Source organism: Thermodesulfobacteriota bacterium, from assembly GCA_040757775.1.
Taxonomy (GTDB): Bacteria; Desulfobacterota; UBA8473; order UBA8473; family UBA8473; genus UBA8473.
This window is the reverse complement of sequence record JBFLWQ010000010.1, coordinates 68,288-91,120: the sequence shown is the minus strand read 5'-3', so window position 1 is coordinate 91,120 and position 22,833 is coordinate 68,288. Positions and strand designations below refer to the sequence as shown.

General features: G+C 41.5%; 25 protein-coding genes and 2 tRNA genes. 4 read left to right on the top strand and 23 right to left on the bottom strand.

Features of this window, described 5'->3' with window-relative positions:
- Nucleotides 1–4 precede the first annotated feature (4 nt).
- The 4 genes from AB1401_08140 to AB1401_08125 all read right to left on the bottom strand — a co-directional run bounded on the left by AB1401_08140 (nt 5) and on the right by AB1401_08125 (nt 4,214).
- A complete protein-coding gene (locus AB1401_08140; GenBank protein MEW6615417.1) occupies nt 5–2,092 on the bottom strand; it encodes a thiamine pyrophosphate-dependent enzyme in 2,088 nt (695 codons plus the stop codon).
- Entirely contained in the window at nt 2,089–2,358 is a 270-nt protein-coding gene (locus AB1401_08135; GenBank protein MEW6615416.1) for a 4Fe-4S binding protein, read from the bottom strand. Before AB1401_08135 ends, AB1401_08140 begins: the two co-directional genes overlap by 4 nt.
- Nucleotides 2,355–2,891 carry a 2-oxoacid:acceptor oxidoreductase family protein gene (locus tag AB1401_08130; protein MEW6615415.1) on the bottom strand — a complete coding sequence of 179 codons (537 nt, stop codon included), beginning with the start codon at nt 2,889–2,891 and terminating at the stop codon, nt 2,355–2,357. The genes AB1401_08135 and AB1401_08130 overlap by 4 nt, the downstream gene beginning before the upstream one ends.
- A gap of 126 nt (nt 2,892–3,017) precedes the next feature.
- Nucleotides 3,018–4,214: a CoA transferase gene (locus AB1401_08125; GenBank protein MEW6615414.1), complete on the bottom strand. Its 1,197-nt coding sequence runs from the start codon at nt 4,212–4,214 to the stop codon at nt 3,018–3,020.
- Nucleotides 4,215–4,617: 403 nt separating this feature from the next.
- On the opposite strand from AB1401_08125, the gene AB1401_08120 reads away from it, so the two are divergent.
- Genes AB1401_08120 through AB1401_08105 form a run of 4 tightly spaced genes read left to right on the top strand, consistent with a single transcriptional unit; the run spans nt 4,618 to nt 8,099 of the window.
- The gene (locus AB1401_08120; GenBank protein ID MEW6615413.1) at nt 4,618–5,787 is read left to right on the top strand and encodes an acyl-CoA dehydrogenase family protein; all 1,170 of its coding nucleotides are present in this window, start codon (nt 4,618–4,620) and stop codon (nt 5,785–5,787) included.
- Nucleotides 5,788–5,807: 20 nt separating this feature from the next.
- On the top strand, nt 5,808–6,455 hold the full coding sequence (mobB, locus tag AB1401_08115) for a molybdopterin-guanine dinucleotide biosynthesis protein B (protein ID MEW6615412.1): 648 nt from the start codon (nt 5,808–5,810) through the stop codon (nt 6,453–6,455).
- A 23-nt stretch (nt 6,456–6,478) separates the two neighbouring features.
- Nucleotides 6,479–7,069: a molybdenum cofactor guanylyltransferase gene (locus tag AB1401_08110; protein ID MEW6615411.1), complete on the top strand. Its 591-nt coding sequence runs from the start codon at nt 6,479–6,481 to the stop codon at nt 7,067–7,069.
- A gap of 58 nt (nt 7,070–7,127) precedes the next feature.
- Complete coding sequence (locus AB1401_08105) at nt 7,128–8,099, top strand: MBL fold metallo-hydrolase (GenBank protein MEW6615410.1); 972 nt, start codon at nt 7,128–7,130, stop codon at nt 8,097–8,099.
- Nucleotides 8,100–8,166: 67 nt separating this feature from the next.
- Here the strand turns inward: AB1401_08105 and AB1401_08100 are convergent.
- From AB1401_08100 to AB1401_08010, 19 genes are all read right to left on the bottom strand, one after another.
- A tRNA-Cys gene (locus tag AB1401_08100) sits at nt 8,167–8,241 on the bottom strand.
- Nucleotides 8,242–8,249: 8 nt separating this feature from the next.
- Nucleotides 8,250–8,324, bottom strand: a tRNA-Gly gene (locus tag AB1401_08095).
- Nucleotides 8,325–8,392: 68 nt separating this feature from the next.
- The gene (pgsA, locus tag AB1401_08090) at nt 8,393–8,944 is read right to left on the bottom strand and encodes a CDP-diacylglycerol--glycerol-3-phosphate 3-phosphatidyltransferase (protein ID MEW6615409.1); all 552 of its coding nucleotides are present in this window, start codon (nt 8,942–8,944) and stop codon (nt 8,393–8,395) included.
- Nucleotides 8,945–8,973: 29 nt separating this feature from the next.
- A complete protein-coding gene (locus AB1401_08085; GenBank protein MEW6615408.1) occupies nt 8,974–9,594 on the bottom strand; it encodes a lytic transglycosylase domain-containing protein in 621 nt (206 codons plus the stop codon).
- Between the two features lie 241 nt (nt 9,595–9,835).
- The gene (gene folK / locus AB1401_08080) at nt 9,836–10,333 is read right to left on the bottom strand and encodes a 2-amino-4-hydroxy-6-hydroxymethyldihydropteridine diphosphokinase (GenBank protein ID MEW6615407.1); all 498 of its coding nucleotides are present in this window, start codon (nt 10,331–10,333) and stop codon (nt 9,836–9,838) included.
- 9 nt (nt 10,334–10,342) lie between these two features.
- Nucleotides 10,343–11,512 (bottom strand): LL-diaminopimelate aminotransferase, encoded by a 1,170-nt coding sequence (locus AB1401_08075; GenBank protein MEW6615406.1) that lies wholly within the window; start codon nt 11,510–11,512, stop codon nt 10,343–10,345.
- 17 nt (nt 11,513–11,529) lie between these two features.
- Complete coding sequence (dapB, locus tag AB1401_08070; protein MEW6615405.1) at nt 11,530–12,333, bottom strand: 4-hydroxy-tetrahydrodipicolinate reductase; 804 nt, start codon at nt 12,331–12,333, stop codon at nt 11,530–11,532.
- Nucleotides 12,334–12,350: 17 nt separating this feature from the next.
- A complete protein-coding gene (locus AB1401_08065) occupies nt 12,351–13,541 on the bottom strand; it encodes a Xaa-Pro peptidase family protein (protein MEW6615404.1) in 1,191 nt (396 codons plus the stop codon).
- A 17-nt stretch (nt 13,542–13,558) separates the two neighbouring features.
- Entirely contained in the window at nt 13,559–14,386 is an 828-nt protein-coding gene (gene dapF, locus AB1401_08060) for a diaminopimelate epimerase (protein MEW6615403.1), read from the bottom strand.
- Between the two features lie 73 nt (nt 14,387–14,459).
- Nucleotides 14,460–15,734 carry a diaminopimelate decarboxylase gene (lysA, locus tag AB1401_08055; GenBank protein MEW6615402.1) on the bottom strand — a complete coding sequence of 425 codons (1,275 nt, stop codon included), beginning with the start codon at nt 15,732–15,734 and terminating at the stop codon, nt 14,460–14,462.
- A 5-nt stretch (nt 15,735–15,739) separates the two neighbouring features.
- Complete coding sequence (locus AB1401_08050; GenBank protein MEW6615401.1) at nt 15,740–16,270, bottom strand: hypothetical protein; 531 nt, start codon at nt 16,268–16,270, stop codon at nt 15,740–15,742.
- Nucleotides 16,271–16,632: 362 nt separating this feature from the next.
- Entirely contained in the window at nt 16,633–16,884 is a 252-nt protein-coding gene (locus AB1401_08045; GenBank protein MEW6615400.1) for a type II toxin-antitoxin system MqsA family antitoxin, read from the bottom strand.
- Between the two features lie 5 nt (nt 16,885–16,889).
- Complete coding sequence (locus tag AB1401_08040) at nt 16,890–17,189, bottom strand: DUF4258 domain-containing protein (protein ID MEW6615399.1); 300 nt, start codon at nt 17,187–17,189, stop codon at nt 16,890–16,892.
- 326 nt (nt 17,190–17,515) lie between these two features.
- Nucleotides 17,516–18,568, bottom strand: coding sequence for a hypothetical protein (locus AB1401_08035; protein ID MEW6615398.1), 1,053 nt, complete (start codon nt 18,566–18,568; stop codon nt 17,516–17,518).
- 123 nt (nt 18,569–18,691) lie between these two features.
- On the bottom strand, nt 18,692–18,964 hold the full coding sequence (locus tag AB1401_08030; protein ID MEW6615397.1) for a YgiT-type zinc finger protein: 273 nt from the start codon (nt 18,962–18,964) through the stop codon (nt 18,692–18,694).
- Nucleotides 18,965–18,968: 4 nt separating this feature from the next.
- Nucleotides 18,969–19,250 (bottom strand): DUF4258 domain-containing protein, encoded by a 282-nt coding sequence (locus AB1401_08025; protein MEW6615396.1) that lies wholly within the window; start codon nt 19,248–19,250, stop codon nt 18,969–18,971.
- A 104-nt stretch (nt 19,251–19,354) separates the two neighbouring features.
- A complete protein-coding gene (locus tag AB1401_08020; protein ID MEW6615395.1) occupies nt 19,355–20,560 on the bottom strand; it encodes an argininosuccinate synthase in 1,206 nt (401 codons plus the stop codon).
- A gap of 26 nt (nt 20,561–20,586) precedes the next feature.
- The gene (locus tag AB1401_08015) at nt 20,587–21,777 is read right to left on the bottom strand and encodes an aspartate aminotransferase family protein (protein MEW6615394.1); all 1,191 of its coding nucleotides are present in this window, start codon (nt 21,775–21,777) and stop codon (nt 20,587–20,589) included.
- 348 nt (nt 21,778–22,125) lie between these two features.
- Nucleotides 22,126–22,338 (bottom strand): cold-shock protein, encoded by a 213-nt coding sequence (locus AB1401_08010; GenBank protein MEW6615393.1) that lies wholly within the window; start codon nt 22,336–22,338, stop codon nt 22,126–22,128.
- Nucleotides 22,339–22,833: the final 495 nt, after the last annotated feature.

Genomic DNA, 22,833 nt, shown 5'->3' with positions numbered 1-22,833 from the left:
GTCCCTACCCATTTAATTTTGACTGACTGACCAGCTCATTGAATCTCTTATCCACATCATTCTGTATCTCTGCTATCTGTTCCGATGTGAGGTGTGAGAACCTTCCCTGTTTTGAGAGATATTCTTCTACAGGTTTCCTCCTCTTTGGCATCCTGCTTATAGTTCTCTTTCCATCTTCATATTCATAGAGAACGAGAAAACCCGTCTCCACGGCAAGACGGGCAACCTCTATGGTTAACGATGCATCGAACTCCCATCCCGTTGGGCAGGGGGCGATAACATATACAAAAGACGGGCCTTCATGTTCCCGCGCTTTTTTGATTTTACGCAATAAATCCTTGGGATAGGCAGGAGAGGCTGTAGCAGTATATACATTTTCGTGGGCTTCTACTATCCTCATTATATCCTTCTTACGAGTTCTTTTCCCTGATGGTGTTGTTTTTGTACGTGCCAGGTAAGGGGTGGCGCTGCTCCTTTGAACACCTGTGTTCATATAGGCTTCATTGTCATACAGGAGGTATGTTATATTATGACCCCTTTCCAACGCCCCAGAAAGGGTCTGTAAACCGATATCAAGGATGCCTCCATCTCCTCCATAGAGAAAGATATCCGTATCCATCCCCTTTCTCTTCAATGCAACCTCTACCCCGCTTGCTGCACCTCCAGCGCTGCTGAAGCTAAAAAATGCTCCGGGGACCTTAAGACAGGTTTGAGGAAAAGCCGCAGGTATGACCCCGAGACAGCCGGCATTCGCAGTAACAAAAGTATTTTTATCGAATACACTCAATGCCAGTTTTATGCAGATTAGCCCCCCACATCCAGGGCAAAATGGGTTTCCAAACGCCTGTATATGCTCACCTTCCTCAATCTGCCTGTCAACGTCCTCAGATCTCTGCAGCCTCTCATAATTATCATACCCAATAACATCGAGAACCTCCTCTTTGAATCCCTGGTTATACCATTCAACGAATTCATCATCTCTGTTCAAAGTGGTATCCACGATAGTTGCAATATCCCCCTGAAGCATATCCTGGCTCCCTATAATAAAGTTAGATACAATAGCAGGGGAATGATGCAGGGCTGCCTTTGTCTCCAGATACGTTATGCCGTCAGAGCCAGGAGAAGTTGCCCTGTCCAGAACTAATATCTTTTTGACACCTTTCAGCGCTTCAATAATTTCTTCTTTAGGAAAAGGTCTAAAACATCTTAGCTTCAACATTCCTATCTTTTGCCCCTTTTCTCTGTATTCGTCTACCATATCTCTTGCCACACCCGCTACAGAGCCCATAACTATTACTGCCATTTCTGCATCATCAATCTTATAGGATTCGGTTAACCCATGGTAGTTTCTACCAAAAAGACCAGCAAATTCCCTGCAGGTTTCTTTGATGATTCCTTTTGCTGCCTGCAGCGCCATATACTGCTGATACTTCAAGCTATCAAAAAGGGATGCCGAAAGGGCTGGTCCTCCCTGCATTATAGGATATTTTGGATCTATGAATGCATGCTTTGGGTTATACCTGGGTAAGAATCGATCCACCACCTCTTGATCAGGAACATCTACCAGTTCATAGGTATGGGATAAACGAAACCCCTCTATTACCACGAAACTGGGAAGGAGGACTTGTTCATTCTCACTTATCTTATATGCCATAATTATAGAATCAAGGGCTTCCTGGGCATTTTCACAATAGAATTGAAGAAAGCTTGCATCCCTTTCGGATAGTGAATCAGAAAAATCCGACGCAAAGGTCTGAGGGGAACCGATTGCACGACTGGTAACGGCTACAACCACGGGTAATGCCATCCCCGAAGCCATCCATAGCATCTCTTTCATATATGCTAAACCCTGAGCACAGGTGCATGTAAAGGCTCTGACTCCAGCTGCAGTTGCCCCAGCACAGATATTCATAGCTCCCATCTCTGATTCAGCATTAACAGAGTCAGCATCTAATTCCTTGTCATCAATCATGTTTGACAATGCCTCTAAAACGAGGGAATTTGGTGTAATAGGATAAGCAGATACAACATCTACCCTCGAGAGCCTTACACCATGGGCTACACTTTCAGAACCTGACAAATACATTCTCATAGTTTTTCCCTTTCCATTTCAATTGCATCTTTCGGACATTCATAGGCACAAATACCACAACCTTTGCAGTACTCATAGTTTATTGCAATATTATCCTTTTCCCATATTACCGAATTATCAGGACAGTACCAGTAACACAGCTTACAGTTATTGCACTTAGATTGGTCAAGAATGGGTTTAAAGACCCTCCATCCACCGGTCTTATAAACTACAGAAGTTCCCGACTTATGAATGCTTCCTCCTCTTATGTATTCTTTTCGCATCATCTTATTACCTCATTAAACGCAGCTTTAACGGCATTTATATTGTTGTTAATAACTTCCTCCGGAAATTTTTTCCCGAGTATTTTTCTGACTCCCTTTTCAGCAGAATCCAGGCTTACGAGTCCTGAAACTCGTGCAAATGCTCCCAACATTGCAGTATTCGTTATAGGAGCCTTCAGCTTATCGAGAGCGATAGATGTTGCATCGACACAGAACGATGGGTTCTTAAACTTGAGATTAACAGGTGAATTGACAATAATCTTCCCATCATCCTTTAAACCTGCCTCCAGGTTCACTCCGCCTACTATTGTTGAGTCTAATACGACCACATAATCAGGCTCAATAATGAAGCCTCTCTCTGATATAGGCTTATTTCCTATTCTGGCGTATCCCTCCATAGGAGTACCCCTCCTATCCCAACTCTGTCCCTGGGAAGACTGCCCAAACTTGCCCTCCTCAGTAGCAGCCAAACATAACATATGGGCAAAGGTAACGGCACCCTGTCCACCTCTCCCGTGGATCCTTATTCTAATCATTCTTAGATTAACTCCTTTCTCTTCAATCTTTCCCTGTCGTCTTTGTCAGAGATATGAAAACCTTAGTGAGTAAAGCAATGCGCCTTTTTACAAAACCTGTATGACAGCAAAATTACTACAATGCCGTTATATTACCTTTTCCTCCTTCAGCTTGGCAAGGTCGTCCTTGGAAAAATTCATCATAGAAGCGTATATTTCCTCATTATGCTGACCAAGGAGGGGAGCGGGCTGGATTTTTATCTCTGATTTTGATAACTTGATGGGTGACCCAAGGATAGCGACTTTACCTCTGGTAGGATGTTCAATCTCGGTAACCATACCCCTCTCTCTGAGATGAGGGTTATTTAAGAGCTCTGTCATGTCCAGAACGGCACCACACGGGACACCTCTCTCAGCTAAGTACGACATAGCCTCCATCTTCGACCTCTTTGATGTCCAGTCCTCGATCATACTATCCACCGCATCACAATTCGCCCCGCGGATTAATGGATCAGCAAACCTTGGGTCTGGAAGGGCATCTTCCCTCCCTATAGCTTTCAGGAGGTTTTCCCACAGGGGGTTTGTCAAAAGCCCTATAACTACGTATCCATCTGTAGTCTTGTAACTGTTCCACGGTGCTATCATCTTCGTCTTGTTACCGGTTCGCTCTATGGGTTTGCTGCCACCGACATAATAAAAGTTGTAAACTGGTCTTAAGGTATTGAATATGGCATCCTGCATAGCAACCTCCACCTCCTGGCCTTCACCGGTCTTCTCCCTCTGGTACAACGCACCAAGTATACCCACAGCGAGGTTAATAGCACCTATACTGTCGCCTAGACCTGTCCCGACCTTGGTAGGAGGATTCTCAGGGTACCCAGTTACACCCATCAGCCCCCCGGTTGCCTGGGCCACTATGTCAAAGCAGGGAAAGTCCTTATAAGGTCCATAGGTTCCGAATCCGGTAATGGATGCATATATAATCTTGGGATTTACTTCCTTCAGCACCTTATAATCTAGACCGAGATTCTCCATGGTTCCGACGGTAAAGTTGTTGACCACTATATCCGCTTTCTTAACCATCTCCTTGAATATCTCTTTCCCTTTCGCACTCTTTAAATCCAGGGTTGTACTCTTCTTGCTCAGGTTTAAAAGGATAAAGTAGAATGAGTCAATCCCTTCGGCTCGCTTCTCTGAAAAAGAAAGTCTCCCCAAATCTCCTGTTGCCGGGTTTTCAACCTTTATTACATCTGCTCCCAGGAACGCCAGTAATACTGTGCATGTAGTCCCTGCCTCGAATTGGGTTAAATCCAACACCTTAACGCCTTCTAACGCCTTTTTCATACTCTCCTCCTTCTTTAATTACTCTTTTGATTTGAGTATTGTTCTGATGTATTGACCAGACTTTATTTCCGTGCTCAGAATAATACATATTTTGACTTATACGGTCAAGAAAAAAACAATTTATTGACAATGATTAATCGATAAAATAAAATCGATCTGGTTTTGCGTTTTCTGTTATGCAGGGGCTATATGACGCATAGAGACCTTGAAAAATGCCCAATTTGTCATTGCGAATCCGCCAGAAGCGGATGAAGCAATTTCATAACATGTTGATTATCAAAGAGATTGCCACGGCGTGCACACGCCTCGCAATGACTGAAAGCGAGTTTTTCAAAGGTCTAGCATAGAGAAGAACAACAATATAAAGAGTTTTGTAGATAAACTGTTTTAATGGAGACTTTGTATGGATTTCTTTTTAACAGAAGAGCAGAAGGCTGTAAAAAGACTGGCACGAGATTTCGCTGAAAAGGAGATCATACCAGTAGTGGCTGAAGATGATTGCGCCCACAGGTTTCAGAGGGAGATTATACTGAAAATGGCAGATCATGGTTTTTTTGGAGCGGCGTTCCCTGAGAAGTACGGAGGTTCCAACCTTGGTTTTGTAGCTCATGCCATAATAGTAGAGGAGATTTCCAGAGCAGAGTCCTCTCTGAGACACTTCTTTAACATGCAGGCACTTACCTGCCCTTTGACTATCCTCAACTGGGGTACAGAAAAACAAAAGGAGAAGTATGTACAAAAGCTGATCCGATGCGAGATATTTGGTGTAAATGCCATGACAGAGCCAAATGCAGGTTCTGATTTTGCATCTATCCAGACAACTGCCACAGAGGATGGTGATTCTTTTATCATCAATGGCTCCAAGATGTGGATCAGTAATGCCCCTATAATGGATGTAGGGGTGGTTTATGTAAAGACTGATCCCATGATTGTACCCAAACACAAAGGGATCTCGTGTTTTATTGTTGAAAAGGAGATGCCCGGCATCACAAGAAAAGAGATAAAGGATAAACTGGGGCATCACTGTGCACCTACAGGCGAACTTATATTTGAAGATTGTAGGGTGCCAAGAGAAAACCTGGTTGGAGAGTTGGGGCAGGGTTTTAAAATAGCAATGAATACCCTGGACTACGGGCGTATAAGTGTAGCGGCAGGTGCTGTTGGGGTTGCCCAGGCATGTATAGATGAGAGTATCAGATACTGCAATGAAAGAGAGGCATTTGGCAAGAAAATCGGCGAGTTTCAGATGAATCAGCAAAAGATCGCCGATATGATAGCCGGCACAGAGGCTGCCAGGATACTCCTATACAAGGCTGCCTTTCTGGCGGATAAGAAAGTCAGGAATACCCTTGAGAGTACTATAGCAAAGCATGTGGCATCAGAGACCTGTGTGAGGGCAGCTCGATTTGCAGTAGAGATATTTGGCGGTTACGGATATTCAGAGGAGTATCCGGTAGCCAGGCTCTATCGTGATGCCATCCTTTACCAAACAGGAGAGGGGTCTTCCAATATTACCAGTATGATCATTGCATTAGACAGTTTGGGGTGGAAGAGGGTAAGGGTGGAGTATTAAGTTAGAAAGGGCATTGGTTTATGATACCCATAGTCTCAATAGTAGGCAAATCAAATAGTGGAAAAACAACTCTGATAGAGAAAGTAATCCCTGAGTTAAACAGGCGGGGCTATAAGGTTGCCACCGTTAAGCATGATGTTCATGGTTTTAATGTTGATAGAGAGGGAAAGGATAGCTGGCGCCATAAGATAGCAGGTGCTCATACTACTATAATATCCTCACCGCAAAAGATAGCCATAGTCAGGGATGTGGAACAGGATTTGCCGCTGGACGATCTCAGAGGAAGATTCATCAGTGATGTGGACATAATAATATCAGAGGGATACAAGAAAGATCGGCACCCAAAAATAGAGGTTTGCCGAAAGGATACCCATGAGGAACTTCTATGCTCAAAGAAGGATATCCTTATAGCTGTGGCAAGTGATAAGGAGTTCGATGTTGGTGTTCCATGTATAGATATAGACGATGTAGAAGGTATAGTAGATATAATAGAGGATCGGTTTCTCAAGAAGAAAAGGAAATCTTCCATCATTCTCAGGGTCAATGGGAAGAATATAGTCCTCAAACCCTTTATCAAGGACATGATGATTCGGTCAATAACAGGGATGATCTCTGTTCTTAAGGATTGCGAAGACCCAAAGGAGGTAGAGATAAGGATATCCTCATAACCTTTAGCTTTCAGGAGAAACTATTGACAGGCGTCATTCTAGCAGGTGGTAAGAGTAAAAGGATGGGAATGAACAAGGCGTTCCTGGAAATCAACGGTCAAAGGATGATAGATCAGATAGTTGGTATCTTCAAGGATACTTTTGAAGAGGTAACCCTGGTAACAAATTCCCCCAGTCAATATCTATATCTGGATCTTCGAATAGTAACTGACCTTATCCCTGACAAGGGTGCTTTAGGTGGGGTTTATACGGGGCTTTTTTACGCCTCTTCTCAGCATATCTTTGTAACGGCCTGTGATATGCCATTTTTAAATAAAGGATTCATCCATTATATGGTATCAAATGCGGACAATTTTGACGTGGTTATCCCGCATTCTAGTGATGGTCTTCAGCCCCTTCATGCCATTTACTCAAAGAGGTGCATAAAACATATAGACGCCCTGCTTCAGCTAAATGACTTAAAGATTACCAGCTTTTATCCTAAAGTAAGGGTAAGAGAAGTTGGTCCCCGTGAAATAGTTTCCTTCGATCCGAAGCAGTCTCTCTTCTTCAATATAAATGCACCCGAGGATATGGAAAAGGCTAGGGGAAAAAAGATGATTTCGCCGGAGTGACGGCTTTGGGGACTTTTTACGAAGCCGTCAATCTTGAAAGGAAAAGAACGTGGAAATAATGAAAAGGATTTACCTTGTGCGTGTTCCTGTTCCCTTTGTTCTGGAATTCGTTAATCTCTATCTGATAGAAGGAGACTCTGGACTTACACTTATTGATTGTGGACCAAAAACAAAGGATACCTATGAATATCTGAATAACTACTTGCAGGGTATCCATCGGAGCTTTCGTGATATCAAAAATGTGATTATCTCCCACTATCATGTTGATCATTATGGTTTTTCAGGGGAACTGAAAAAGCTTTCTGATGTCTCCATTATCATGCATGAAATGGAAGTTCCCCTTGTGGATTCTTACGATTCTACCTTTACCTACTGGGTGGATGAGGGGTTGAAATATGGGATGCCGGCGGGTTTTGTTAAAGATATAAAGAGACTGTATAAGCTTGTTCCTGGCATGATTTCCCATGCCAGGGTTGATGAAGGAGTAAAAGATGGCCAGAAGTTCTCAAATAATGGAGATTCTTACGAGGTTATCTGGACCCCAGGCCATTCACCTGGACATATATGTCTCTATAACAGGGAAAAGAAGATAGCATTTACCGGTGACCATCTCCTCGGGGACATTACCCCTAACCCGGGAGACCCTGCCTTCGGGAGTGTTATGAGAGAAAACTCATTAGAATATTTCATGGACTCTCTGAATAAGTTGAAGAAATATGATATTGAGCGCGCATTCCCTGCTCATGGAGGGATAATTGAGGATCCAAAAAAACGGGTGGATGAGATCCTGGCACATCATGAGGAGAGATTGGAGCACGTTTTGGATGTTATGGGAAATGATTATAAAACAGCATACGATATATCCCTTAAAATGAAGTGGATTGAAGATACTGTCCTGGGGAGTAAATTACCTGATTCCGAAAAACCTCTGGCTCTTGTTGAAGCCGTGATTCATCTTGAGCTTCTGAGGAAAAGAGGAAGAGTGGAGAGGATATATGAAGCTCCTCATCTACTTTTTAAAAGGGTTTAACGTCTACGTTGGGGTTTTTAGCTTCAAAAGTTAAATTCTGTCTGCTATAGGAAAGGAAATTTGCCAATGGAGGCGGCACCCGGATTCGAACCGGGGAATAAAGGTTTTGCAGACCTCTGCCTTACCACTTGGCTATGCCGCCTGTATATATGGAGCGGGAAACGGGATTTGAACCCGCGACTTCAACCTTGGCAAGGTTGCACTCTACCACTGAGTTATTCCCGCTAAAAGACTTTTTTAACTTTTTGTAAAATTATAACAAATCCTTCTGCCTTGTCAAATAAAAAACAGGACTATCCATTTATAGTAGATTGAGCCTCCTTGAAAAATCTGTAAAAGTAATCAAACCCTGACCATAATGTCACTATTAATGCAACCCACAAGAAAAACATTCCAACTGTATGTAAATCTACATATATGTATTCATAGTGTAAAAGTAGGGCAATCAGTGCAGTGTCCTGAAAGATTGTTTTGTATTTCCCTAAATTGGAGGCACTTATAATTGATCCTTCCATAGCGGTAACGCCCCTTAACCCTGTCACAGCAATCTCCCGAGAGATGATTATTACCGCCATCCATGCCGGAACCCTCCCAAGAGGTATAAGCATAACTAAGGCAGCAGTAATTAAGAGCTTATCAGCCAGGGGGTCAAGAGCCTTTCCTAAAAAGGTTACGGCATCTTGCTGACGGGCTATATAGCCATCCAAAAGATCGGTAATGGCTCCTATGGAGAAGAGCAATGCAGCAAAAAAAGCCGCCAACTTTCCAGGGAAAAACAGAAATATCATCACAAAAGGGATTACCGTAATTCTCAGGATGGTCAGATAATTAGGTAAGTTTAACATTATTTAATACCTTGAATTAGTAAAAAATTCTACTTCTTGTATTCTTTGAAATATTTCAGTACCTGTTTAACATATTTCTGAGTTGAGTCGAAAGGTGGAATGCCGCTATATCTTATCACTGCATCTCCTCCAGCATGATAGGCAGCGATAGCCAGAGGTAAATTGTCTTTGAATCTGTCCAGGAGCCATTTAAAATACCTGACCCCCCCTTCTATGTTCTCTTCGGGGTCAAAAGGGTTGTTAACATCCATATCCTCTGCTGTTCCAGGCATCAGCTGCATCAGACCCATTGCTCCCTTATTTGAGACTGCTTTATGATTAAAATCAGACTCTGCTTTTATAATTGCCCTTACTAGCGTATCGTCTACCATATATTTATCCGATATTTTTGATATAAGGGATCCGTAGTTTATAGATCGAGAGTCGAAATGTTTTTCCTTTATGATTAATTTGTATCTGGGATCAGTGGGGACATTGGTAAAATGAACCACACCATTTTTATCTGTGAAGCTGTAAATATCTGCCAGGGATATAGAATAGGATATCGATAGAATCCCTAATACTAGAATTAAATTAAATAGATTTGCCTTTTTGGTAGAGCACTTCTTAAACATTTTTGTTTGAGGCTTTTTCCTGTTTATATTTTTCAAGGCATTCGTTACTGCAAAAATATAAAGACTCCCCGTTTATCTTTGCTGAATAAGAATTTCTTATGGGTACATATGTCTCGCAATAGGGGTCCTTTACCATTTCATCTTCATCAGGTCTTTCTTTAGAAGGTATGGTGTCGATATTTCTTTCCTTAGAGGAATAGAAAAGTCCCCTTATAAGTCTGTATAAAAGGTAAGACAGAATAATCAGGAATACAAAACGCATAAAAAACTCTCTTTATTAATCTTTTTTTTCTATTCTTATAACCTCTTTGTCATCTTTAGTTTCTTCTAGCAGCTCCATTACAGATTTATTTAATACTGGATGGATTAGTTCAGGACAGATTTCACTAAGAGGCACAAGCTCAAATTTTCTAGCCTGAATCATGGAGTGGGGAATACGAACCTCTGGTTTGTTTATCACCTCATTGTTAAAAAACAATATATCAAGGTCAATGGTTCTGGGACCCCATCTGTCTCTCTTAACCCTTTTTAATTTTGTCTCAATTTTCTGCAGTACCTTGAAAAGCTCAGGTGCACCTAAAAGGGTTTGGAGTTTAATTACACAGTTGATAAACCAGTCCTGGTCTTCTTTTCCCCATGGTTCTGTTCTATAAAAAGAAGACCGGTCTAAGATTAGATTTCCCTTGTATTTAGAAATCTCCTTTATCGCCTCATTACAGTACTTGATTTTATCACCCTGGTTAGACCCAAGCCCGATATAGGCAATATTCTTCATTTTGCCCTGTTAAATCCCCACATCTTTAAGCCGTTTAACTCCTTTGATAATTCTATCTTTGGATACAGTTAATGCCATACGTATATACCCCTCTCCTTCTTCACCAAACCCGCTCCCCGGGGTAGTTACAATCCCTGCTTTGTTTAGTAAATGTGCGCAAAATGCAGTAGAGGTATATCCGTCTGGAACCGGAACCCAGAGGTAAAAACTCGCCTTTGGCACTTCTGGTTTCAAACCAACCTCCATAAGCCCATTAACCAGTGCATCTCTTCTCTCCAGATATATCCTTCTCATTTCTTCTACGGGTGATTGATCACCCTCTAATGCCTCAATCCCGGCTTCCTGGATTGCCTGAAACAGACCAGAGTCAATATTTGTCTTAATCTGCCCTAACCCTTCCAGGACATTGGCATTGCCAACTGCGAACCCTATCCTCCATCCAGTCATGTTGTATGTTTTAGAGAGAGAGTGGAATTCTATTCCCACCTCCTTTGCCCCTTCTACTTCTAAAAAACTGATGGGCTTATCACCATTATAGTATACTTCTGTATAAGGGGCATCATGGCAGACAATTATGTTGTACTTTTTAGCAAACTCAATAAGATCTCTGAAAAAATCTGTATTAGCTATTGCAGCAGTTGGGTTATTAGGATAATTTGCGAAGATCATTTTCGCTTTTTTTGCAATGTCTTCCGGCACTTTTCCTAAATCGGGTAAAAATTTATTCTCTTTAAGAAGAGGCATAGTGTAAGGTTCTCCTCCTGCAAATTTCGTTCCTATGCTGTAGACAGGATAACCCGGACTGGGAACCAAGACCATGTCGCCTGGATTAACGAATGCCAATGGAATATGGGCTATTCCCTCTTTAGACCCGATTAAAGAGAGAACTTCTGTAACAGGGTCCATATCTACATTGAATCTCCCTTTGTACCAGTTGGATACAGCTTTTCTAAATTCAAGCATTCCCTCATAAGAAGGGTAGCGGTGATTTTTTTTATCTTCTACTGTCTTTTTCATCCTGGCTATAATATTTGGAGGGGTAGGAATATCAGGATCACCGATGCTAAGGTCAATAACATCTACTCCTTTAGCTATTTGTTCGGCTTTCATCTTATCGATTGTTGCAAACAGATAAGGTGGTAATTCCTTAATGCGATCGGCTTTCTCTATTCTAAACATATCTAATTATTGCCTCCTCATTTTAACCCCAACACATCCTGCATATCGTACAGTCCGTTTTTTTGATTAACAATCCATTTTGCAGCTCTAACAGCCCCCCTGGCAAAGGTCTCTCTACTGTGTGCCCTATGAGTAACCTCCAGCCTTTCACCTAAACCTCCAAAGATAATAGTATGGTCACCTACAATATCCCCGGCTCTAATGGCCTGGACACCAATCTCTTTTTGTGTACGTTCTCCAACAATACCCTTTCGTCCATAAACCCCTACCTCATCCATGTCTCTTTTCAGGGTTTGAGCAAGTATTTGTGCAATCCTCATAGCTGTTCCGCTGGGAGAGTCTTTTTTAAACCTGTGATGAGCCTCAATAATTTCAATATCAAACTCGTCTCCCAGAACCGTTGAGATATCCTTTATTACCTTAAATACCAGATTAACTCCTACACTCATATTTGGAGAGAGGACACACCTAGTATTCTTGGATAATCTTTCAACCTCCTCCATCTCTTTTGCCGAAAACCCCGTGCTACCTATTACTATTGATTTCTTACCGTTAGCAACAATCTCTAAATTAGTTAAGGATGCAGTATGGTTTGTAAAGTCTATGATTACATCCCCTAGACTGAGGATTGTGCTCAGATTATCTTTTAATTCTATGTTTAATTTGCCTAGTCCAACAATATCGCCTGCATCTTTGCCTATCGCCGGATGGTTCTTATATTCCACCGCACCAACAAGTTCAATTCCCTCGGTTTCATTTATTGTATTGATTATTCTGCTACCCATTCTACCTGCGGCCCCGACAACAATGGCATTTATCATCCTTTTTCCTCCTCAAACTATATTATACACAAAGCCTCATCCATCACGGTTAAAGGTTCTGGATTGTCCTTATTAATTAGCCAGGTATTTTCGATACAAACGGCCCCAATGCCTGGAAAGATAATCTTAGGTTCAATGGCCACGGTCATTCCTTCCCCAAGGGGCATATCAAATCCCTTGGCAAATATTGGAAGTTCGTCCACCTCTATGCCTATCCCATGTCCCACAAACCGCACTCTATCCTTTCCGTATCCCATGAAGTTATCGCCGTATCCAAGGCTCTTGGCCATTTCTTCAGCAATCTGGTACAGTTCCGAACATGTCTTACCAGTTACCAGTTGCTTTATTAATTGCTCTTGTATCTTGAGGATTGCTTCATATGCATTGCTCAAATGCGAAGACACATTACCAACAGAAAACGTTCGAGTCGTATCCACTGAATAGCCATTGTATGTTGCCCCAATGTCAATTACAATTGGTTCGTGTGCCTCTATTTTTTTGTTAGACGGACCAACAGGAATAAGGGAGTTTACTCCTTTACCCCCGAATGGGGCATCGTTGGACGATGCCATAGCCCCGTTTCCTCCTGAAAGAACAAAGGGAAGAGGAGATAGTGCTTGATTCCACCCTCGACTGGCCGTAAATCCCTGCGATCCAAGTCTAAAAGCAATGTCGGAAATACATGAGGCGATTTCCACTTCAGTTCGTCCCACTTTTAACTCGTTTTTCGCCTCTTTCAGAATAGCATCAGAAATCTTACCAGCATTACGCATCATATCGATTTCATAACCCGACTTGGCCATTCTGATGTTTCTTATGTCCATTGATATATCTCCAAAACTAGCCTTTGGGAACATCCTCTGGTATGTGAAAAAGAGAGACGTGGGTATAACATCAAATTCCATGCCAATATGATCTAGATTCGTAATCTTATGATTCCTGAGAAAGAGTGGCAACTCTCCAAAGGAAGGAAGATATACGATATTTTCTAAAGCTGACTCTTTGCAGGCTCGTTCGTAGCTTTTCCTTACTATTAATAAAGGAGAACCTTCGGCTGGAATGCAAAGTACTGAAGACTGACATGTTCCTGCAAAATAGAATAGATCAGCCTTCTGGATGATGAATACTGCATCCAGACCTTTTCCCATCATGACTTTCTGTAACCGATGTGTTCTAGAACTCAATTCTTCTTCAGGTATGCTGTCCATAAATTATTCGCTTCCCTTTATTTAGTTACTGCCTCTTGCCAGAGCCGTCCCTCGTATATAACTCTGGCATCCCCTTCCAGGAATACCTCCTCAAATCTGTCCATGGCGTATTTAAAATGAACAGTTAAGATTCCTCCACCTCTGGTCCTAACAGCTACTGGAGATGAAACCATATCTTTTAGATATGCAATCAGGACTGAGGCTACAGCTCCGGTCCCGCAAGCCAGGGTCTCATCCTCCACGCCTCTTTCATAGGTACGAACAGCCATACTGGACCGACCATTGACATAAGCGAAATTTGCGTTGGCCCCTGCCGGCTTGTATTGGTCATGATAACGTATCAGCCTTCCTGTTTTAAACACTTCACAGTTGTCTATATCGCCAACAAATTTCACAACATGGGGTACCCCTGTATTTATGAAGCTGACAGTATGTTTTTCTCCCTCGATTAACAGTGTTTGATTGCAAATAATACTTTCGGGAGAAGGCATCTCGAGCTTAACCCTGCCATCCAGGATTTCAGCTTTAATCAATGCAGCCGTGGTTTCAAAAGACATCTTTTTGCCTGCAATTCCTTTCAGATAAGCGAACCTGGCGGCACACCTGCCACCATTTCCACACATCTCAGCCTCACTTCCATCAGCATTGAAGAACCTCCACTTAAAATCAGCCTTATCTGATTTCTGAAGCAATATAAACCCATCAGCCCCCACTGATATTTTTCTCTGGCAGATCTTCTTAACAAAGTCGCTGATGTTATCTCCCGTTATGATACCGTTACGGTTATCTACAATAATAAAGTCGTTTCCAGTTCCGCTCATCTTGAAAAAATCTATGTTGTACATATATGTATACCTTGTAGGATGTTCCCTTAAACAGCGCACTTAAGTGCGCTGTTGTAACTATGCGCTGTTGTTGCTATGGATTGCTACAGTCCCTGTTTAAGAATTCAGGGATATTCTCTCCCTTTATAAGGTCGTCGTATTCTTCTCTTTCCCGGATTATATGAAATTCATCCCCAGCTACCATGACTTCAGGGATACGGGGACGGGAATTGTAGTTAGATGACATAGTAAAACCATATGCCCCGGTACTCATAACGGCCACTAAATCTCCCCGTTGAAATTGAGGCATCTTTCGATCCTTTGCCAGGAAATCACCAGACTCGCATATTGGGCCTACCAGATCAGCTACAAACTCACCTTTCTTCATTAACTTTACGGGTTGAACCCCCTGGAAAGAATCATAGAGGGTAGGACGGGTTAGATCATTCATGCCCGCATCTACAATGACAAAGTTTTTCTCTTCACTCTTTTTTGTATAGAGTGCTTTTGTTACCAATATCCCGGCATTCCCCACAATTACCCTACCAGGTTCTAAGATAAGCGTGCAATTGAGATTAGAAACCTCCTTAATAATAGCCTGTGCATAGATATTTGGATGCGGGGGGGTCTCCTGGTCATAGGTAATCCCCAGGCCACCGCCCAGGTCCAGGTAGTTTATATTTATTCCCTCTTTTTGCAATTCAACGACCAGTTCCTTTATCCTTTTGAGGGCATCAACAAAGGGTTCAACATCCGTAATCTGAGATCCAATATGGCAATCTACCCCCACAATATCAATATTTTTGAGCCTCATGGCATGTCTGTACTCTTCCAGAGATTTTTTTATATTGATCCCGAATTTATTCTTCTTAAGCCCTGTAGAGATATAAGGATGGGTCTTAGGGTCTATATCGGGATTTATCCTGAATGAGATTCTGGCTCTATTACCAAGTTTCTCTGCTACAGAATCTATGACCTTCAATTCCTGGGTCGACTCGATATTAAACATCAGGATGCCTGTCTGAAGAGCGAACTCTATCTCATCGACTCTCTTACCCACACCGGAGTAAACTATCTTTTCAGGATCAGCTCCAGCCATTAATGCCCTGAATAACTCTCCTCCCGAAACGATATCCACCCCGCCACCCTGATTGATAAATGTTTTAAGTACAGCAATATTTGAGTTGGCCTTTACGGAAAAACAGACTAAGTGCTTTACTGAAGAAAAGGCAGAGTCAAAGACCTTAAAGTGGTTCAGAAGAGTATTGTGGCTGTAGAGATAAAAGGGGGTTCCAACGCTATCTGCAATAGCTGAAATAGGTATATCTTCGCAATAGAGCTCATCATTCTTGTATTGAAAATCATGCATGGCTTCTATTTTCCCTCTTCACTTAATTGAGATAAATCCCATGAAATCTCAGCATGATTTGAATCTTCACTGAAAACACCGCCAGAATTATATGATAGAACCTTATATGTGTAAATTGTCCTGTAACGCAGGTTTTTGTCTGCAAACTCAATAGTTTTGTTTACTATGTTTACGTCTTTAGGAGGACTCTCCCTGTACTCAATATCAGCCAATTCTTCGAACCTTTTGGGGCAACCATGACATGGCTTGGGGTCAAAAGGAGACTTGCTCCTGAAGACCTTGAAGCCAGCTAGATTAGTGAGTTTTGATCTATCAGTATTCCTATCAGGAATAGTCCAATGGAGTAAAACTTTTCCTTTTATAACGGTAGCTTTTAAATCGTTAACAGCCTTTGGAGCAAAACTTTTAGGAGCAACAGGTAGCGCCTTTTTACCACATCCAAATCCACCGATAACCATTGAAAAGACCAATGCAATTAAGAGAATCGGAATTGGAACCAGAGGCTTCTTAGTTCTCTCGAATAAAAGTTGAATCATAACACCCGATCTTATACTCTCAAAATTTACCAACGATGTCATTAACCTGAAAACATGATCTGTCATTCCGTGCTTGACATGGAATCCAGTAAGCAATTGGTTCTGGATAACTGCTTTCGCAGGCATGACGATTTCCATGTTCCTTTGCAAGCCAAGTGCTCATGTTAATTCCCGTAGAGGCAGGAATAGGAATCCAGATATTTTCAAACTAATTATTTATGATGGGTTCGTCACCCACGAACTATGAAAATTGAACCTTTCTATTTTCAAACTATTTAATGTTATGGCACATGTTACCTAAAGGTTAAGGCTAAAAGAAGTACGGTAGCATTTCAGCAATGCCTTTTGCTTTTGGCCTGTTGTTATGCGCCAGTGGTCACATACTGATTTGCAGCAAAATCATACACGGGCACTTCAATTTTTCTTGTAGGTTTGAATTCATTCCTGGCGAAGCGCAAGAGTTCATCAGTAACTTCAGGGGAATACATTTTTTCCCCGCATCTTTTGCAAACCTCTGCAGGAACATGTTCGATAATGAGATGCTTGTCATCTTCTTCGTAAGTGAAGGTGACCTTGCTTTTCACCAGCTTACCTCCACAGAATATACACTTCATGACATTTACCTCCTTACCTTGCAGTTAACCCATTCTTCCGGGTCCGGCTCATAAACTGTAATGATTACCACAATTGGCGGACGTGATATTTGAATATGTAAATCCCTTCCATTTTCGGTTTTCCCGTAAACGAGGCAACTCGGAGAATATTTATCATCAGGATAATATTCAAGGATTTCTCCTGTGAGTATGGCACTCTCTACCTCTTGACGGGTTATGTTTCTTTTGATCATTCGCTTCACGGAATGATCGGAGAATCTGTACTTCCTTTGTGTTATTTTATTCTGAATTTCTTTAATTGTCATCCGCTTTCCTCATCATGTCTCTAAGGAAATCACTGAGCATATAACGTTGTTCTAACTGCACTTGGTGCTTTTAGCATCCCTATTTTTAAAAAAGCATAGCCTTTAGGTGCTGATCTCAAAACTCTATTATATGCTGTTGCGGGCAACAAGGATCATCTCCTCTATGAAAATTGAGCATTTCTATTTTCAAGGTATTTAATGTTATGGCATATATTGCCTAACGTTCCCAAAGTAAAAGAAGTTTTTGCGAAGCAAAATATTTAGACAAGTCTGCTTGAGTCAGACGAACCTTTTATGCTGTGTTTTATAAAGTTCCGCCATCTTAATCATTCAATTGTCAGTATATTTGGTGAAACTCCAAATTTCTCTAATAGCCGCTTAGTAGAGTTTATGTGACCAGCAGTGCTATTATGTGCTTCTAACCATAACCCATTGGAAAGTTTTTTGGGAGCTCTAAAATTGTCACCGTACTTATGCTTCGGTTCCTTGTTGACAAGGCTCCTTTTACCTTTTCCAATTCCTACTGGGCAGTCCGAGGGTTTCAACTTACCGTTCTTTATGAGCCAATTGGCAGTGTTTAACAAAATTTCAAATGAATTGCGGAGTTCAAAGACCTCACCTTTTAGTTTCATTTTTCGTGGACTTGTACCTCGCCATGATATGGGTTCTATGGGCATCTCAATCGGAGTTACCTCCTCCGATGGACCGGAAATTATTTCCTTGACCCTTTCTTTCAACAAATCCTCAATTTCTGCATCTTCAAACTGATAATCTGGATAACCTTGACTGATAAGCAGCTTGACTACAGGCATTAAACCTTTTATCATTTCTTCAGGTTCATCTAAAAGAGATTGCCAAATTTCATCCAATATTTGAACTTTCTTCACTAAAACTTCTATATGTTCGATGTTAGCTTTTGAGATTGTTGTTATCTTTCTAAGCACCGCTGGCAGTTCTTCATTTTCTAAGTCTGTTTTCCAAACGATTCGTTCAGTTAATGTTGTTCCTTCTTCGAATGACCTAATTAATACCCAGACTGCACCGTTGGTCAATACACCGTATTTTGTGCCTTCGCTAAAAGAGTACTTCGCTAATTGTCGAATAACTTCTCTCCGTTCAATGTCAACACCTAGCTTTTTGGATTCAACAAATAGGAGTTTCTTTCCATTCTTGATTAAAGAGTAGTCTGGTATACCTTCTTCTGTAGATACATTAGGCAGAATTTCCTCCGGATTCTCAGGATTCCATCCCAGATTCCTCAAAATGGGATTTACTATTTGATCCCTCACTGCCATCTCGTTCTGTTCGTACAGGGGACGAAACTTCTTTATTTTCTCTACTATTGGCGCTAACGCTTCGTTAAGATTTAGATTGTTCATTTTTTACGCTCCCTTTATTGGCGTAATTTTAATATAACGTTGTTTTTCTAACCCCACTTGTTGCAATTTGAATGAAGTTAAAAATACCCTTTTACACCGTGTTATACACCTGTGCCAGCCTGTTTAAACTCTCGCTTCTTGTTTAAACTTAATCGCAGGGACGGAGATTCTCGGCGATTTAGCAATTTGTTCAGAGTTTTCAATTAGCTTTGCAATCAGTCGCCCCACGTCAGCTTTAACAACCTTCTCACCACACCGTGGACATACCCCTGCAGGGACATCTTCTACAACAATAAGTTCCCCTCGTATCCAGAAATCTTGTTTGATAAGTTTCTCCTGCATTTGGGTATCACAAATCTCACATTTGCCATAATCATATCCTGTTTTTTCCCTCATCACTTTAATCCTCTAAAGCATAAGTTGTAATTAATAATAGCTTTCCCGTGCTTTTAATTCTACAAATGATTGCTATTTCCCTACCGTCAATTGCAGGACCAATAACCTCATAACGTGTTCCTCTGGGATCCCGTGTAAACTTACGATTTATTCGACCCTTATCAATTGCCATTTCAATATCTGCAAAAGTAAGATTATCATCAGCCATTTCTTCAAAAAAGTGCGGAATAGTAAACTCATATTCTTGCCTTGCTACTTTTTCTCTTATTTTGTGGATGATAGCCAATAACAGTAGCCCCTCTGTCTATTTTTAAGCATAGCATGACCTTTTACAAAGCTGGCATGGCGTATAACGTTGTTCTAACTGCACTTAATGCATTTAGCATCCTATCATCTCCCCTTATTCATAGCGTGGATTCTTAACCTGAGGGCATTTGTTTTGATAAAACCCTCAGCATCTTTCTGGTTATAAACAGTATCCTTCTCAAAGGTAGCAAAATCATGGTGATAGAGAGATTTAGGTGATTTTCTACCCACTACAAGGCAATTGCCCTTGTATAATTTTAGTCTTACTGTTCCAGAAACATCCTTTTGTGTTTCATCGATTGTCTTTCTTAAGAGTTCCATCTCTGGTGAGAACCAGTATCCATAGTAGATTAGTTCCGAGTATTTTGGTATCAAGGAATCCCTGAGGTGCATAACCTCTCTGTCCATTGTTATTGATTCTATAGCCCTGTGGGCATTATGCAATATGGTTCCTCCAGGTGTTTCATATACACCGCGGGATTTCATGCCCACATATCTGTTTTCTACTATGTCAACCCGTCCTATACCGTTTTTACCGCCCAGGCTATTGAGATGCTTCAATAAATTTGCAGGGTTCTTCTTTTTACCGTCAACGGCTATTGGAATGCCTGCTTCAAAATCAATCTCAAGGTAAGTAGCCTTATCCGGCGCTTCTTCAGGAGATACTGAAAGGATATACATATCTTTGCTGGGTTCTACCCATGGGTCCTCAAGAATACCCCCTTCAAAACTTATATGAAACAGGTTTCGGTCACTACTGTATGGTTTCTCTTTTGTTATAGTAACCGGAATTTTGTGCTTCTTTGCATATTCGACAAGTGACTTGCGAGAGTCAAACTTCCACTCCCTCCAGGGGGCGACAATTTTGATTTGAGGATCGAGGGACAGATATGTCAGCTCAAACCTAACCTGGTCGTTTCCCTTGCCCGTTGCCCCATGACATACTGCATCTGCCTTTTCCTTCCTGGCAATCTCAATCTGTTTTTTTGCGATTAGAGGTCTGGCAATGGATGTCCCCAACAGGTATCCACCTTCATAAACAGCATTTGCCTTTAACATGGGGAAGATATAATCACGTATGAATTCGTCCTGCAGGTCCTCTATATAAACTTTACATGCCCCGGTTTTTATTGCCTTCTCTTCTAAATTTTCCAGCTCCTCTGCCTGCCCAAGATTGGCAGTATAGGCAACAACTTCACAACCATACGTCTCTATCAGCCACTTCAGTATGACAGAGGTGTCTAACCCTCCGGAGTATGCAAGGACTACTTTTTTTATTTTCGATTTCATCTTGATGGCCCCGTTTATTTATCTCATTAAAGTGCAGAAAAAACATTGTCTAAAATTCTAACCATTATATCCACTTCCCGTTTAGTGACTATAAGTGGAGGAAGAAAACGAAGGGTCTTACCCATTGTACAGTTGATCAGGAGACCTTTCTTTAGGCATTCTTTGACAATATTACCACCATCAAACCCTAACTCCATCCCGAGGATAAGCCCTTTACCTTTAAGTTCTTTAACAAAGGGATACTTCTGCTTCAATTCATTAAGTTTTTGGAAAAGATAATTCCCCACATCAATACAGTTTTCCAAAACCCCACCATCTATTATAGTATTTATAGTAGCTAAAGCAGAGGCTGCTACTACAGGATTCCCACCAAAGGTTGAGGCATGAGAGCCGGGAGAGAAACTCCTGGCAATTTCTTCCCTTGCCAGCATAGCACCTATGGGTAGTCCTCCTGCCAGTCCCTTAGCAAGGGTTATAATATCAGGTTGGACATTATAGCCTTCATAAGCAAACAGGGTTCCTGTCCTTCCTATACCCACCTGAACCTCGTCGAATATAAGCAGCAAACCGTAATCATCGCAGATTTTTCTAAGCCCTTTCAGATAGTCATCTGACGGACAGTTTACTCCGCCCTCTCCTTGAATCGGTTCAACCATGACAGCACAGGTTGCGTCATCAATGGCTTTCTCTATGGCCTCCAAGTCATTGAATTCTGTATATTTAAAACCTGGGAGTAAGGGTTCAAAACCGTTCCGGAACTTTTCCTGTCCAGTTGCAGTAATAGTGGCTATGGTTCGTCCATGAAAGGAGTTTACCATGGTTATGATTTCGAATCTGTCACGTCCTTTTTTTTCCTTGGTATACTTGCGAGCCAGCTTAATCGCTGCCTCGTTTGCCTCTGCCCCACTGTTACAAAAAAACACCTTGTCTGCAAAGGAATTTTCCACCAGAAGTTTTGCTAAGTTAGTTTGAGGCTCCGTATAGTAGAGGTTTGATACGTGTATAAGGGCATTAGCCTGTTCTTTTATTGCCTTTACGACATTAGGATGGCAATGCCCTAAGTTACATACCGCCAGTCCACCGACAAAATCAAGATACTCTTTACCCTCAGAATCCCATAACTTGCAACCGGAGCCCTTTACGATTACCACAGGTAAACGGGAGTAAGTGGAAGCAATATATTGGTCTGAAAGATTCATCAGTTGATCTGTATTCATGGGGTTAGTTAATTAGTCTCCTCTCAATTGGGTTGAAGAATTTTATGATACAAATAACATAATCTTTGGTGATAAATCAATCAAAATATAGACCAGCATTAAGGATTGACAAGGTCTTAAAAAGTCAAAAATCAAACGGCACAGTAATCCGCCAGAGGCGGACAGATGGACTTTTTACGAAGCCGTCAGGAGAATAAAACTGATAAGGAGTGTGTAACTGGAAAAGCAAGATTATCTACGGGGGTTCAGTTATAATAACAAGAGGGGTATAAGTGTTGATTACTCTACGAAAGAATCGTGCGGCGTGCTTTGTATACACGCCGCACGATTCTAGAGCGCTCTTGTTTTTTAAGTCAAAACATCAACGTCTTGCGCCTGAGGGCCTTTTTCTCCTTTGCCTACAGTAAATTCCACTCGCTGCCCCTCTTCTAATGAGCGATAGCCCTCGCCACGAATGGCACTATAGTGTACGAAAATATCTGTCCCCTGGTCCCGTGTGATGAAGCCATAGCCTTTACTGGTATTGAACCACTTGACAGTGCCGGTTTCACGCTCTGCCACGATAATGTCACCTCCTTTCCGTTCAAATTAGGGCAGGGCGTCCTAAACCAGCCTCAAAAAGAAATCTTACTTTGTTAATTAGAACGACTGCCAGCAAGTCCTGAAGATTACCGCGGTTTCACAGTATTGTGAAGTTAAAAACGAAGCTTACTTATCTAAATTGCCTAACTTTTTGTTCAGTGACAAAAAATCCAGTGTAAACTTATGATTCGATAAAAATCTCAGGACTAGAAAGGGTTAAAAAATATTATATGATATTTTTGACTGCATTGTATGATGAAAGAGTTATAAATTCAAGAGAATAAAAAAACCGATGCATGAAAACCAAAAAATATACCTGATTCGGGATAAAAATTAATGCTATGAGTTTAACATTGACATAATATTTGTTTATTACTATTATTTATTTTACTTGGGAAGCGAAGGTTTTTTATTTGAGACCTTTGAAAAACATGCTCCCCACGTCATTCCGGCGGAAGCTGGAATCCAGAATTG

What these genes read in the sequence shown, in the direction of transcription:
- mobB (MEW6615412.1), top strand. Translation starts at nt 5,808, where the DNA reads ATGATACCCATAGTCTCAATAGTAGGCAAATCAAATAGTGGAAAAACA.
- AB1401_08135 (MEW6615416.1), bottom strand. Translation starts at nt 2,358, where the DNA reads ATGATGCGAAAAGAATACATAAGAGGAGGAAGCATTCATAAGTCGGGA.
- AB1401_08075 (MEW6615406.1), bottom strand. Translation starts at nt 11,512, where the DNA reads ATGTTTAGAATAGAGAAAGCCGATCGCATTAAGGAATTACCACCTTAT.
- AB1401_08045 (MEW6615400.1), bottom strand. Translation starts at nt 16,884, where the DNA reads ATGAAGTGTATATTCTGTGGAGGTAAGCTGGTGAAAAGCAAGGTCACC.
- AB1401_08030 (MEW6615397.1), bottom strand. Translation starts at nt 18,964, where the DNA reads ATGAGGGAAAAAACAGGATATGATTATGGCAAATGTGAGATTTGTGAT.
- AB1401_08050 (MEW6615401.1), bottom strand. Translation starts at nt 16,270, where the DNA reads ATGATTCAACTTTTATTCGAGAGAACTAAGAAGCCTCTGGTTCCAATT.
- folK (MEW6615407.1), bottom strand. Translation starts at nt 10,333, where the DNA reads ATGAAGAATATTGCCTATATCGGGCTTGGGTCTAACCAGGGTGATAAA.
- AB1401_08140 (MEW6615417.1), bottom strand. Translation starts at nt 2,092, where the DNA reads ATGAGAATGTATTTGTCAGGTTCTGAAAGTGTAGCCCATGGTGTAAGG.
- AB1401_08130 (MEW6615415.1), bottom strand. Translation starts at nt 2,891, where the DNA reads ATGATTAGAATAAGGATCCACGGGAGAGGTGGACAGGGTGCCGTTACC.
- dapF (MEW6615403.1), bottom strand. Translation starts at nt 14,386, where the DNA reads ATGTACAACATAGATTTTTTCAAGATGAGCGGAACTGGAAACGACTTT.
- AB1401_08105 (MEW6615410.1), top strand. Translation starts at nt 7,128, where the DNA reads ATGAAAAGGATTTACCTTGTGCGTGTTCCTGTTCCCTTTGTTCTGGAA.
- AB1401_08120 (MEW6615413.1), top strand. Translation starts at nt 4,618, where the DNA reads ATGGATTTCTTTTTAACAGAAGAGCAGAAGGCTGTAAAAAGACTGGCA.
- AB1401_08040 (MEW6615399.1), bottom strand. Translation starts at nt 17,189, where the DNA reads ATGACAATTAAAGAAATTCAGAATAAAATAACACAAAGGAAGTACAGA.
- AB1401_08035 (MEW6615398.1), bottom strand. Translation starts at nt 18,568, where the DNA reads ATGAACAATCTAAATCTTAACGAAGCGTTAGCGCCAATAGTAGAGAAA.
- lysA (MEW6615402.1), bottom strand. Translation starts at nt 15,734, where the DNA reads ATGCATGATTTTCAATACAAGAATGATGAGCTCTATTGCGAAGATATA.
- AB1401_08065 (MEW6615404.1), bottom strand. Translation starts at nt 13,541, where the DNA reads ATGGACAGCATACCTGAAGAAGAATTGAGTTCTAGAACACATCGGTTA.
- AB1401_08125 (MEW6615414.1), bottom strand. Translation starts at nt 4,214, where the DNA reads ATGAAAAAGGCGTTAGAAGGCGTTAAGGTGTTGGATTTAACCCAATTC.
- AB1401_08015 (MEW6615394.1), bottom strand. Translation starts at nt 21,777, where the DNA reads ATGAATACAGATCAACTGATGAATCTTTCAGACCAATATATTGCTTCC.
- dapB (MEW6615405.1), bottom strand. Translation starts at nt 12,333, where the DNA reads ATGATAAATGCCATTGTTGTCGGGGCCGCAGGTAGAATGGGTAGCAGA.
- pgsA (MEW6615409.1), bottom strand. Translation starts at nt 8,944, where the DNA reads ATGTTAAACTTACCTAATTATCTGACCATCCTGAGAATTACGGTAATC.
- AB1401_08020 (MEW6615395.1), bottom strand. Translation starts at nt 20,560, where the DNA reads ATGAAATCGAAAATAAAAAAAGTAGTCCTTGCATACTCCGGAGGGTTA.